The sequence below is a fragment of the Clostridium ragsdalei P11 genome (assembly GCF_001675165.1).
Taxonomy (GTDB): Bacteria; Bacillota; Clostridia; order Clostridiales; family Clostridiaceae; genus Clostridium_B; species Clostridium_B ragsdalei.
This window is the reverse complement of record NZ_LROS01000075.1, coordinates 130,436-143,646: the sequence shown is the minus strand read 5'-3', so window position 1 is coordinate 143,646 and position 13,211 is coordinate 130,436. Positions and strand designations below refer to the sequence as shown.

Here is a 13,211-nt window from a genome sequence, read left to right as displayed (position 1 = left end):
AAGAACAATATCATTTTTTATATACATTTTTATTACAAGCTTATCCTATCCAATGGCTACCGGCTCCAATACTTCAGCGTACTCTATTTATAGTATATTAATTTAAAAATTGGTATAAAAAATGCTGATTTATTTAACTAATATATTAAATTAGGGAAGGGGATAAATTATGCATAGGAAAATTTCAAGCTTATTGCTTGTAACCGTATTTATAATAACGTTTTTATTTGCAGGATGTTCTTCTAAATCAGCTGAAACTTCAGGTTCAAAATCTGAAAAGATAACTGTAACAGATTTAGTTGGAAGAAAGGTTACATTAAATGCCAAGGCAAACAAAGTTGTAGCTATTGGACCAGGGGCATTGAGACTTTACTGTTATATAAATGGTTCAAAAAAGTTAGTAGGTGTGGAACAGATGGAAAAGGGTGAGGCTGTAGGAAAACCATATATGATGGTAAATCCTGAAATTAAAAAACTTACAGCTATAGGTCAAGGTGGACCTAATAATTCACCAGATGCTGAAAAAATACTCTCTGTTAAACCAGATGTAATTTTTTCTACTTATTCTTCAGACAAATCGTCTGCTGATGAGTTACAATCTAAAACCAATATACCTGTTGTAGTTGTAAGTTATGGGAAACAATCTACTTTTGATTCTGATGTGTATAATTCTTTACAAATTATTGGCAAAGTTACTAACAATGAAAATAGAGCACAGCAAGTAGTTAACTATATGAAAAATTGTAAAAATGACTTATATAAAAGAACTAAAGATGTTCCTGAAAATAAAAGGCCAAGTACATATATTGGAGCTGTAAGTATGAAAGGTTCTCATGGTATTGAAAGTACTCAGGGAAATTACTCACTGCTTAAGGCTGTAAACGGAAAAAATGTAGTGGATGAAACAGGAAAAACAGGCACAGTCATGATAGATAAAGAAAAACTTCTTAAATGGAATCCAGAAAAAGTTTTTATAGATGAGGGAGGACTTCAGGTAGTACAGGAAGATTATAAAAAGAATCCTGATTATTATAATAATCTTTCTGCAGTCAAAAATGGTGAAGTATACTCACAGATGCCTTATAATTTTTATGATACAAATATTGAAACTGCCATGGCAGATGCCTATTATTTAGGCAAAGTTCTGTACCCTGAAAAATTTAAGGATGTTGATCCAGTAAAGAAAGCTGATGAAATTTATAAGTTTATTCTTGGAAAAGAAGTTTATTCACAAATGGCAAATAACTTTGGTGGATTTAAAAAAATAACTTTAAAATAATAGGGTTTGTTGTAAGTTAAAAGTAAACTTTTGCACATATAAAATTTTGACTTAATATAAAAACTTTGCAAAACATTTTTTAGAGGACAATTGACAGAGGACATAGGACATTGAAGGTAAGTTTTCTTCCTTATGTCAGAAAACTAATTCATTTTTTTAGGCTTGTTTTGCTAATGCAAAACAAGCTTCAAATTTATATAAGTTAGCAATATTTTTAAGTTGGAATTGATATATAATTAGCATATGCTATAATTATATATAGGGTACAAAAATTAATGAAGAAAGCTTGAGGTGGGAATATGTATACTTGTGCTATGTGCAGTGAACATTATTGTAAAAAAGGAGAACTTGATAAATTGCCTCTTAATTGTCCATGCAATGAGAAAGAGGAACAGGATAAAATAAAAAAATTATATTCTGAAGATGAAAATTATAAATTGTCACATAATTCGGCATTAGTTGAAGCAGAAGGATATTGCAAAAAAACAAGACTTGAAGAGATAATGGATTTTGCAAATAAATGTAATTTTAAAAAATTAGGAGTGGCTTTTTGTGTAGGGTTAAGTAAAGAAGCAAAAATGTTATGTAAAATATTAAAACATAATGGATTTGAAGTTGATTCGGTGATTTGTAAAAATGGAAGTATACCTAAAGAATTTTTAAACATAAAAGATAGTCAAAAGGTAAGACCAGGTACTTATGAAGCAATGTGCAATCCTATAGGACAAGCTATTTTACTAAATAATGCTAAAACGGATTTGAATATTATTTTAGGATTATGTGTAGGACATGATTCATTGTTTATAAAACATTCTAATGCACCCATAACCGTTTTTGCAGTTAAGGATAGAGTACTTGCACACAATCCTTTAGGGGCTTTATATCTTTCAGATGGATACTATAAAAATAAGTTGTATAAATAATTAATAAAAGTTAATGATATATAGTAAAATTTTAAATGGGGTTTATTTTCACAATTTATAGTATAGTAGCTTATTGAGTTTGAGAATTAGATTAATATTTTGGGGGAATTTAAATGAATAAAAATGAATTTTATACTGATTTATTTCATAATTTTAGAAAACTTGTAGAAGATAATGGACTTTTAAATGATGAAGTAAAAATAACAGGAAGAGCGTTAACTGCAGAAGAAGCCATAGGAAATACTGAAAGAAAAGATTTTCCTATTATAAAAGGAAAAGAAAAGTTACTTCAAGCAGATTTTAAAGGTGCTAAAGGTCAGGCTTTTACAGATATGCCTAATAATTTTCGCGGAAATTTAAAACAAATAATTGAAATGCCTTTACAGACAAATTTTGATACAGCTGTATATATTGCTACTTTAAATGCTGTATGTAGATATTTAGGAATAACGGATAAGACAGTGCATTGTAAAGATGGGGAACCAGAAAAATGTGCTTTAGAGTTAGTGGAATATATAAAAAATAAATATGGGAATCCCAAAATTGCGTTGATAGGATTTCAGCCAGCTATGTTAGAAAATTTAAGCAAAAATTATAAAGTTAGGATTGTAGATTTGGATGCCAATAATATAGGAAAAGTTAAATATGGTGTAACGGTTGAGGATGGAAGTAAAACAATTGATGATTTATTGAATTGGTGTGATATTGTAGTTGCTACAGGTAGTACTGTAGTTAATAAAACAATAACTAATGTTTTATTAAATAAACCAACTATATTTTTTGGAACTACCCTTGCAGGCACAGCAGCTTTGATGAAACTTGAAAGATTTTGTGCTTGTTCAAAGTAATGAAGAACAATAATTAGTGAAATTTTATATTCATTTTTAGATTAAATATATATAAAGTGAGGGAAAAGGATGAATATTGCAGTGGCAGCGGAGGGTGAAGATTTAAATAGTATAGTATCTGATAAGTTTGAAAAATGTTTATATTTGTTGATTGTTAATATGAATGATTTAAGTATTAAGGCTATAAAAAATGAGGAACGATGTAAAGGTTTATCTCAGAAAAACCTTGCTGATGAGATATTAAAGTATGATTGTGAGGCGTTGATTACAGGTGATATACAATTGATGGCATTTGATATTTTAGCAGATGCCGGAGTAACAAGGTTTTTTGGAGCAGGTTATTCAGTTGAAAAAGCTCTTGAGCTAATGGATAAAAGATCATTAACATTAATTAGAAACTGTAATGGGACAGACAGCTGTAGTGGAAATCACCACTAGCTATATTCATATCAAGAATACCATTTAAATGGGATATTTTTATATGAGATGAAGATTTTATATCAAGTGAATAAAAGCACTCTTTCTTAACAATAATTTTAGATAATGAATTTACAATTATTTGTGCTGAGGAGTGTTTTTTTGCAGACATCAATGAACCTTAACGCATCCATCAGATAAATATTGGCTATTTTACAAACAGCATTATACCAATGTTAAAATTACTATCTAAAAATTTGATAAAATAGATGATATAATGATTGCTAAGGATGATACAATATATTTGTTAGGAAGAAATTTAAAGATTATAGAGGGAGGATTAGATAGATGTTAGAATTAAAAAATTTATGTCTTGAAATAGAAAATGATAATGGAAAAATCAATATTTTAAAAGATATAAACTTAAAGTTTAAGAAGAATAAAATATATGTAATTACTGGTCCAAATGGTGGTGGTAAATCATCTTTAGCCAAAACAATAATGGGAATATATAAAGCTTCTTCTGGAAATATACTATTAGATGAAGAAAATATCTCAGATTTAGATATCACCGAAAGAGCTAAAAAGGGTATAGGCTTTGCATTTCAACAGCCGGCAAGATTTAAAGGTATAAAAGTAAATGAGTTGCTAAATCTAGCTGCAGGAGATAATAAGGTAAATACGTGTAAATTACTTCAGGATGTGGGACTTTGTGCTCAAGATTATATAAATAGGGATGTTGATTCAAGCCTTTCCGGTGGTGAACTTAAGAGAATAGAAATAGCAACTATACTTGCTAGAAACCTCAAAGTTGCATTGTTTGATGAGCCTGAAGCAGGAATAGATTTGTGGAGTTTTAAAAAGTTAGTTGAGACTTTTGAAAATATGAATAAAAATAAAGAAACAACTATAATTATAATATCTCACCAAGAGAGAATTTTAAATTTAGCAGATGAGGTTATCATACTTGCAGATGGTCAAATTAAGGAAATAACTTCAAAAGAGAATATACTTGATAAAATAAAAAAGAATGATAATTGTAAATGCGGCGAGATTTGTCAAAAAGGAGGTACTTTTTAGATGTTGGATGAATTGGATAAAAGTATGTTGAGTCAAATGTCAGGACTTCATGAATTGCCAATTGGTGCTTATAATATAAGAAAGAATGGAGAAAAGGCTGCAAGAAATACTACAGCCAATATAGATATAGTTACAAAAAAAGATAAGCCTGGTATAGACATAATAGTAAAACCTGGTACTAAAGGTGAGAGTGTACATATACCTGTAATTTTAACACAAGAAGGGTTAAATGATGTTGTGTATAATACATTTGAAATTGGTGAGGGGTCAGATGTACTTATAGTGGCAGGCTGCGGTATACATAATCCAGGTGAGAAAAAATCCCAGCATGATGGAGTCCATGAATTCTTTGTCAGGAAAGGTGCTCGCATAAAATATGTAGAGAGACATTTTGGAGAAGGCAGTGGGAATGGTGAGAGAATATTGAATCCTAAAACAATAATAGAAGTTGAAGAAGGAGGATTTGCTGAATTAGAGCTAGTCCAAATAAAAGGAGTAAGCAGTACTAAAAGGGATACAGAAATAAAACTTCATAAAAATGCTAGAGCTGTAGTATCAGAGAGACTTCTTACATATAAAAATCAAGATGCAGAGTCGAAGATAAATGTGGAAATGGTAGGAAGAGATTCTTCTGCACGAATAATTTCTCGTTCTGTAGCACGAGATGAGTCAAAACAACTATTTCATTTAAATATGTCTGGATATGAGAGATGCAGAGGTCATATTCAATGTGATTCCATAATAATGGATAAAGCAACGGTACAATCTATACCTAAAATATCAGCATTTCATTCAGATTCACAACTTATACATGAAGCTGCTATAGGAAAAATTGCCAGTGATCAGCTTATAAAACTTATGTCACTAGGACTTTCTGAAAAAGAAGCTGAAGATACTATATTAAAAGGATTTCTTAAATAGCTGAAAGATGTAAAAATAGCATGTTAAAAATATCCTTTTTTTAAGATATTCTTGACATGCTTTATAATTTCACTGGTTATTATGTAGAATAATTAATCAATTTTTTTTAATACATCAGCTATAAATTTTTCTTTTCCAATCCTATCCATAACTCCTGAAATTCTTTCACCTTTATTGCCGATTTGTTTATAATACTCCATAATGGTATCGACAACTGATACTATTTCTTCTTCTTTAAATATCTTTCCAAGTGAGTCTCCAATTCTCATTCCTCTTCCAAATCTTCCACCAACAAATATTTCTGCACCTTTTTCTTTAGCAGTAGCAGCATTACTGTTGCATACTCGTACACATTCACCACATTCTACACATAAATTTTTATTATGAACTATTTTTTTGTCTACTAACTGTAATGCTTTTTGTCGGCAATTTGTTACGCAAAGTCCGCAGCCAACACAATTATCTGAATCAAATTTAGGTACACATCTTCCCATAACTCCGATATCATTTATATTAGCTTTTCCACAGTTATTAGCACACCCAACTATTCCTATTTTACATTTATGTGGAGTATCAGTTCCAAAGTATTTACGGTCTAATTCTCTGCAGATTGCTTGGGTGTCAATATTGCCATGGAGGCATACAGTTCCTTTACAGGAAACTAAAGGTCTTACTTTTTGGCCTGTACCGCCGTGGCGTAGTCCTAAAGCTTTAGCTTCTTGAATTACTTTTTCTGCGTCTTCATCCTTGATCCATGGAACTTCAATTTGAAGTCTTGTTGTAAGTCCTGAATACCCTCGTCCATATTTTTCAGCAATTTTATTAATGTTGTTTAATTCTTCTACTGTAAAATTGCCGGCTTTACTTAAAAATCTGACAGAATAATGTTCTTTGTCATTTTGTAATAAAAATCCTAATGATTTCATTTCTTTTTGTCTTTTTGCACTAACCATAGTAATTATACATCTCCTTTAAAGTTATCATTCATTTTTAATAAGTTTGCTATAATAAGAAAATCCATATTCTAAATAAGAAATGCCTTATCTTTGTGTTTTATTTATCAATATTACTTGCTTTCATGATATCACTTGTGACTAAATAAGGAAATATATATTATGTTATAATAATGATAGGTAAAACCTATTAAGAATTTTTAATAGTATAAATGCAATAGGGCGGAATAATAAAAAGGGGTTACTAATATGACAATTCGACATTTAAAAATTTTTATTGCTGTAGTAGAAACAGGCAAAATGAGTACTGCTGCAGCTCGATGTTATATCTCGGAACCAACTGTCAGCCAGGCAATTAAAGAATTAGAGGGGCATTATGGTGTATTGCTATTTGAACGAATTGGTAAAAAATTATGTATTACAGAAGCAGGAAAGAACTTATTTGCCTATGCTAGAATGGTAGTAAATCAGTTTGATGAATTAGAGGATAATATGCTGAAGGGATTTTCAGAAAAACTTCGGATTGGCGGTACCATAACTGTGGGTTCCTGTATTATGCCTCAACTTATAAATCAATACTGCAAAATAAAGCCTCAGGTTGAGACCTTCGTTTATATTAATAATACTAAGTCTATAGAAGAAAAGTTGCTAAAATCTGAATTAGATATTGGTATTGTGGAAGGTAAAATTAAAAGCCGAGATTTAGTTGCTATTCCAATGATAAATGATTATCTTGTAATAATATGCAGTAAAAACCATAGATTTTCAGGATGCAGTAGTATTTCTGTTAAGGATTTGGAAAAAGAATATTTTGTAATGCGTGAAGAAGGAAGCGGTACGAGGGAACTTTTTGAGAACTATATTTCCAGGTGTGGAGCAAATATAAATATTAAGTGGGAAGTAACTTGTCCAGATATGATGAAGAAAGTAGTAATTATGAATAATTGTCTTGCAGCTATATCTGCAAGGTTAGTTGAAGAAGAAGCAAAAAAAGGTCTGCTGTATGTGATAAAAGACAGTGGGCAAGCTTTGAATAGATATTTTAGTTTGGTATATTATAAGAACAAATTTGTTAATGATAATATGAAGAGCTTGATGTATCTATTGGAGGAATATAAGGACAAAGATATCTTAAGTGGAATTTCTACTGGAACCTTAATGGACATATAATGTTTTTAATTAAATTTAATCAGTGCTATTAATGTAAATATATTTGGAAGTAGGAGGGTCTACTTTTTTAATACTTTGAATTTTTATTAGGGGAATTAAAGAAGGTTGTTTTGAATTATTATCAATGTAATTTGTAGTATCAAGAATTCCTGTTACTTGTACCCATGTGTTTTTGTCTAAATTTTGTCCGTTGTAATTACATAAGAATCCAACAGTCTGTGTATCAGCTGCACAGCATACCATAAGCAATCTTGCAATAACAAATTGATTGGCTTTTATGTTATCGTTTTTGTAAACAAAACCTGTTAATGTTATCTTACAATTTCTAAATTTATTTGGATCATCGCTGATTCCATTAAGAAAAGCAAAAAAATTTTTTTCAGTCATAACAATTTCCGTATTTTTAGTCACACTAGAGTTTTTTCTTAGTGCTTTTGTGTTTGCTTGAGTAGAATTTTGCACTACATTGATTCCCTTTGTATCTGCTATTTGTTGATTTAATCCACCTGGATTCACTAAAATACCAATTATTATTGGAATCCCAAATATTAAGTAGCCAAACTTTGGTTTGTCATTTGGAGTACTTATTATTTTAGGTATTTGAAAAATTCCCAAAACCAGCAAAGCTATGGAAGCGAACATAACATACTTACTCATATTAGGGGTTATAAACATATTAATCTTTTTTGAAGAAACTAATTTATAAAAATAGAATGAAATTGCAAGAAGAAGTATACACCATGTAAATTCTCCTATATTAAAATTAAATTTTTTACTATTCATGTTTAGATACCCCCAATAATTTTTAAGCTAAGAGGAATTATATAATTTGCAGATGCAGCCATAATGAAACATATAGAAAGTATAAGAAAAATAAGTTTTATGACAAATTTTTTATTAAATGTGCCCATGAGCATTAATGTGTTTTTTATATCAAGCATTGGGCCAAATATTAAGAATCCAATTACAGAACCAACAGTAAATTGTCCAAGAAAAGTTCTAGCAATGAAAGCATCTGTTTGAGAACAAATACATAATATATAAGCTAATACAAGCATAATTAATATAGAGTATATTTCACCCTGTCCAATAGAGAGTATATACTTTTTTGGTATATAGGTTTGAACAAAGGCTGATATAAGTGCACCTATAATAAATAACTTACCTGTATTATAGGTTTCAGAACTAGTATGGTAAATTATATCAGAAAAAAGATGAAGCTTATGGATAGTATTATTGTGATTATGACTGTGATTGTGATGTCCATTGCAATTGCAGGTGCATTTGTTTACTTGAATATCATATCTCAGCACATTTCCTGAATGTATTAAATCTACGAAATATCCTATTAAAACAGCACTTATAAATCCAAATATGAATCTTGAAATTAGTATGTATAGTTTACCAGTAAATGCATAGTAAGTGGAAAACAAAACTATAGGATTGATTATGGGTACAGAAAGCATAAAAGTAATAGCTATGCCTGTAGGAACTCCTTTCTTTATAAGCCTTCTGGTAACAGGTATTATTGCACAATCACATACTGGAAAAACTAAGCCTATTGATGCTGCACAAAATAAACCTATAATTTTATTTTTAGGTATAATTTTTAATATAGTTTCTTCTGAAATAAAGATTTGGATAAATGATGAAATCAGAGATCCAATTATAATAAATGGCAGTCCTTCTAGTATCATGCTTATGAATACTGTGCAAAAATTATTTAATGTATTAGTATCAATCTTTATTATAAAAATATTTCTTAAGATATTCATTAAAAAAAGTAATAATACCATTGAGATTATAATTATAGCCAGTTTTTTGTCGTTTGTATAAAACTTAGCCTTCTTTTCCATTTTAACTCCTTTGCTGATTATTAAATGATATTTAATGTGGAAGCTGTTGACAATTTAGGTATATATGTATATTATATATGTAAATGCAAGTGATTTGCAACAACTTTATTTAAGGAGTGAAAAAATGTATAGAAAAATAATCTCAATTTTAATGTTAATGTGTAGTCTTGTAACTTTTTCGGCATGTGGTAATAATGTGAGCAGCAATAATAAGGCTGCTGATAAAAAGGAATCTCATGGAAAAATTCAAGTTGTAGTTTCTTTTAATGCTATGAGAGAATTTGCTGAAGCAGTAGGTAAGGATAAGGTAGAAGTTAAGACAGTAATTCCAAATGGGGTTGAGCCTCATGAATATGAGCCTAAAGCGAAGGATCTTGAAGATTTAAACAAAGCTAAAGTATTTGTTTATAATGGGCTTGGAATGGAGTCATGGGTGGACAAGTCTCTAAAAGTTGTAAATAACAAACAATTAGTTGTTGTTGAAGCATCAAAGGGTTTTGAGTCAATAAAAAATACTGATGAAGGTGAAATTAAGGAACATGGACAAAATGATCCTCACGCTTGGGTAAGTTTAAAGGGTGCGGAATTTGAAGCAAAAAACATAAAAGAAGCTTTAGTAAAGGCTGATCCATCTAATAAAGATTATTATGAGAAAAATTATAAAGATTTTTCAACTCAACTTAACAGTTTATATAATGATTATAAGAAAAAGTTTGATACAGTAACTAATAAAAATTTTGTTACAGGTCATGCAGCCTTTGCTTATCTTTGTAGAGATTTTGGACTAAAACAAAATAGTGTAGAAGATGTATTTGCAGAAGGTGAGCCAACAACTAAAAAGATGGGAGAGTTAATTAATTACTGTAAGCAAAATAAAATAAAAACCATATTTGTAGAAGACATGGTAAGTCCTAAGGTTTCAGATACTCTTGCTAAAGAAGTTGGAGCGAAAGTGAAAAAGATATATACAATTGAAAGCAAGGAAGATAATAAAGATTATATTCAAAGCATGAAGAGTAATTTAGAATTAATATATAATAGTTTAAAATAGGTTAAGGCATTTTCAAAGAAATTAAAAATAGGAGTTATGCACTAAGAAATTAGTGTCTAACTCTTATTTTTGTTCTATTATGTATTTAATATAAATATTATAATTTAGTATAAACGTAATAGAGGGAGGTAAAGTACAATTGATAACTCAAAATGATAAATTGGGAAAAAACTTTCTTATAATGATTATTTTTATGCTTATTTTTCCTATTTTGTTTTCAAGCATTTCAGTATTAATGCCATCATTTCATTTTTCACTGCCTAATATTCAATTTAAATCTTTAACAGATAATAAAATGTTACAAGGATTTTCAACAATTTTTTTAAGTATAATTTTGGAGGCATTTCCTTTTATAATGGTTGGAACAATATTGGCATCTATAATTCAAATATTTGTTACAGAAGAAACTTTAGCTAAGATAATACCTAAAAACAAGTTTTTGGGATTATTAAGTGCTGCTTTAATAGGATTAGTATTTCCTATTTGTGATTGTGCAATTGTTCCTGTTGTAAGAAAATTAATAAAAAAAGGTATGCCGTTACATATAGGTATTACTTTTATGCTTTCCGTACCTATAATAAATCCAGTAGTACTTGCTTCAACTTACTATGCATTTTCAAATAATATTTACATAGTTATTATGCGTGGTGGGTTAGGTATTATTGGGGCAATGATTATTGGTAATGTGATTAGCATTATATGTGATAATAGTTCTGTATTAAAAAAAGTAGACATGGATCTCCAATATCATCACAGGCATTATCATCAACATGATAGTGATTGCCAATGCGGATGTGGACATTCTCATTATAATTCAGGTAAAAAACATAATATAGGATTAACAATTATGGAGGTAGTGGACCATACTACTATAGAATTAAATGATGTTGGAAAGTTTGTAATTATTGGTGCATTTCTATCTTCACTAATGCAAACAGTTGTACCAAGAAAGTATATTTTATTAGTTGGACATGACAAAATATATTCCATACTTGTTATGATAGGTTTAGCATTTTTATTAGCAGTATGCTCTGAAACTGATGCATTTATTGCAAGAACATTTGTTGGCCAATTTACTACAGGGTCTATAATAGCTTTTCTTATATTTGGACCAATGATTGATATAAAAAATACACTTATGTTAAGTGAGACTTTTAAAAGTAGATTTATAATAAAACTGATTTTTGTAATTTTTACAGTTTGTTTTATTATAGGAGCAGTAGTTAACTACTTGCCTTTTAAGGGGGGATTGATATTGTGAAATTGAACAAAAGTGAATTTAAATGGTTTGTAATACTTATATGTTTTACTTATTATGTTTACAACTTACTTTCATCCGGGAAAATTTATCTTTATCTTAATCCTAAAATGATAAAATATGTTCGTTTTTCTTTTATTATTTTTCTTATACTTACTATTTTTCAACTAAGAAGACTTTTTATACCTACACAAATCAATAAAAGAAAAGTTTATTTTTGTGTGTTTTTAGTTCCATTGTTTTTAGGTATTTACATAAATCCGCAGGGATTAAATGATGAACTTATTTCAAAAAAGGGTGAAGTAGTAATGAAAAATAGCATAAGTAAAAAAATCTCAACTTCTCAAACTCAATCGAAAAGTATTCAGAAAGATACTCCAAAAGATAATATTTTAGTTGTTGATGGAAAAAATTTTACTCATATAGCAGATGATATTTGTTATAATAATCCAAGCAAATATAAAGGTAAAGATATAGTTATAACAGGTTTTGTATTTAGGGATGGTACAAATTCTAAAGATAAATTTCTAATTGCAAGATTAATGATGGTTTGCTGTGCTGCTGATACAGAGGTTACAGGATTAGTATGTGATTGGAATAAAGCTTCTACATTAAAAAATAACAAATGGATTAAAATCACAGGAAAAATTGATGTAGAAACTGAAAATATTAACGGTGAAAAGTCCAGTACTCCTGTTATAAGAGTTGAAGGTGTAGATCCAGCTCAAAAGCCACAAAATCAATATATATATCCAGAATAACTTTAATACAAGGAAGAGAAGTAATAAAAAAGCCTACGCATTTTATAATGCATGGGCTTTTTTACTATAATAAATTGTAAAATATATGTTTTCACATTGGCATTTGACAATAATTATGCATAGATGTATCATGAAAATGGCAAATGCCAATATATATACAATGGAGGAATATTATTATGGAAAAAATTCAAGGAAATATGAATTCATGTCTTCAACCAATGCCTAAAATATTAGTTTCTTGTAGGGATGCAAATGGTAAGAATAATGCACTAGCAGTAGCATACTGTTGTAACTGCAGTTATGACCCACCAATGATTATGGTAGGTATTGTTCCATCTAGATATTCTTATAAAATGATAAAAGAAACAGGTGTTTTTGTAGTAAATATTGTTACAAAAGAAGAAAAAGAAATGTTTGAATATTTAGGTAGTCATAGCGGCAGAAATGAAGATAAATTTTCAAAACTTAATATTAAAGTTGACGAAGGAATAAAGGTAAATGCTCCTTTATTAGCAGATTGCCCTATAAACATAGAGTGTAAGGTAGAGGATTCTATAATTACTGGTTCACATGAAATGTTTGCAGGAAAAATTGAATATGTTCATGCTGATAAAGAAATGATTAAAGATAACGGAGATATTGATTTTTCTAAAATTCAACTTCTTTAATAAACTTAACTTTCGTTCTTTAAAAA

General features: G+C 29.2%; 14 protein-coding genes. 11 read left to right on the top strand and 3 right to left on the bottom strand.

The window, feature by feature from the left end; genetic code table 11:
• The first annotated feature begins 169 nt into the window (after positions 1-169).
• From CLRAG_RS18620 to CLRAG_RS18595, 6 genes are all read left to right on the top strand, one after another.
• Complete coding sequence (locus CLRAG_RS18620) at positions 170-1,279, top strand: iron ABC transporter substrate-binding protein (protein WP_065079765.1); 1,110 nt, start codon at positions 170-172, stop codon at positions 1,277-1,279.
• 299 nt (positions 1,280-1,578) lie between these two features.
• The gene (locus CLRAG_RS18615; RefSeq protein ID WP_065079764.1) at positions 1,579-2,202 is read left to right on the top strand and encodes a DUF1847 domain-containing protein; all 624 of its coding nucleotides are present in this window, start codon (positions 1,579-1,581) and stop codon (positions 2,200-2,202) included.
• Positions 2,203-2,315: 113 nt separating this feature from the next.
• The gene (locus CLRAG_RS18610) at positions 2,316-3,050 is read left to right on the top strand and encodes a Rossmann-like domain-containing protein (protein WP_065079763.1); all 735 of its coding nucleotides are present in this window, start codon (positions 2,316-2,318) and stop codon (positions 3,048-3,050) included.
• A 69-nt stretch (positions 3,051-3,119) separates the two neighbouring features.
• Positions 3,120-3,488 carry a NifB/NifX family molybdenum-iron cluster-binding protein gene (locus CLRAG_RS18605; RefSeq protein WP_065079762.1) on the top strand — a complete coding sequence of 123 codons (369 nt, stop codon included), beginning with the start codon at positions 3,120-3,122 and terminating at the stop codon, positions 3,486-3,488.
• Positions 3,489-3,815: 327 nt separating this feature from the next.
• Complete coding sequence (locus CLRAG_RS18600) at positions 3,816-4,547, top strand: ABC transporter ATP-binding protein (protein WP_065079761.1); 732 nt, start codon at positions 3,816-3,818, stop codon at positions 4,545-4,547.
• Positions 4,548-5,468, top strand: a complete 921-nt coding sequence (locus CLRAG_RS18595) for a SufB/SufD family protein (protein WP_065079760.1) — start codon at positions 4,548-4,550, stop codon at positions 5,466-5,468.
• 92 nt (positions 5,469-5,560) lie between these two features.
• Here the strand turns inward: CLRAG_RS18595 and CLRAG_RS18590 are convergent, their stop codons facing one another.
• Entirely contained in the window at positions 5,561-6,421 is an 861-nt protein-coding gene (locus CLRAG_RS18590; RefSeq protein WP_065079759.1) for a 4Fe-4S binding protein, read from the bottom strand.
• A 249-nt stretch (positions 6,422-6,670) separates the two neighbouring features.
• On the opposite strand from CLRAG_RS18590, the gene CLRAG_RS18585 reads away from it, so the two are divergent.
• Entirely contained in the window at positions 6,671-7,591 is a 921-nt protein-coding gene (locus CLRAG_RS18585; protein ID WP_065079758.1) for a LysR family transcriptional regulator, read from the top strand.
• 15 nt (positions 7,592-7,606) lie between these two features.
• Here CLRAG_RS18585 and CLRAG_RS18580 read toward each other — a convergent pair whose 3' ends face one another.
• Together CLRAG_RS18580 and CLRAG_RS18575 are read right to left on the bottom strand one after the other, a co-directional pair.
• Positions 7,607-8,374, bottom strand: a complete 768-nt coding sequence (locus CLRAG_RS18580) for a TIGR03943 family putative permease subunit (RefSeq protein WP_065079757.1) — start codon at positions 8,372-8,374, stop codon at positions 7,607-7,609.
• A 2-nt stretch (positions 8,375-8,376) separates the two neighbouring features.
• Entirely contained in the window at positions 8,377-9,447 is a 1,071-nt protein-coding gene (locus CLRAG_RS18575; RefSeq protein ID WP_065079756.1) for a permease, read from the bottom strand.
• Between the two features lie 124 nt (positions 9,448-9,571).
• On the opposite strand from CLRAG_RS18575, the gene CLRAG_RS18570 reads away from it, so the two are divergent.
• From CLRAG_RS18570 to CLRAG_RS18555, 4 genes are all read left to right on the top strand, one after another.
• On the top strand, positions 9,572-10,498 hold the full coding sequence (locus tag CLRAG_RS18570) for a metal ABC transporter substrate-binding protein (RefSeq protein ID WP_065079755.1): 927 nt from the start codon (positions 9,572-9,574) through the stop codon (positions 10,496-10,498).
• 139 nt (positions 10,499-10,637) lie between these two features.
• On the top strand, positions 10,638-11,759 hold the full coding sequence (locus tag CLRAG_RS18565; RefSeq protein WP_154105029.1) for a permease: 1,122 nt from the start codon (positions 10,638-10,640) through the stop codon (positions 11,757-11,759).
• Positions 11,756-12,517 carry a TIGR03943 family putative permease subunit gene (locus CLRAG_RS18560; protein WP_167351589.1) on the top strand — a complete coding sequence of 254 codons (762 nt, stop codon included), beginning with the start codon at positions 11,756-11,758 and terminating at the stop codon, positions 12,515-12,517. The genes CLRAG_RS18565 and CLRAG_RS18560 overlap by 4 nt, the downstream gene beginning before the upstream one ends.
• A 176-nt stretch (positions 12,518-12,693) precedes the next feature.
• On the top strand, positions 12,694-13,185 hold the full coding sequence (locus tag CLRAG_RS18555) for a flavin reductase family protein (RefSeq protein ID WP_065079754.1): 492 nt from the start codon (positions 12,694-12,696) through the stop codon (positions 13,183-13,185).
• Positions 13,186-13,211: the final 26 nt, after the last annotated feature.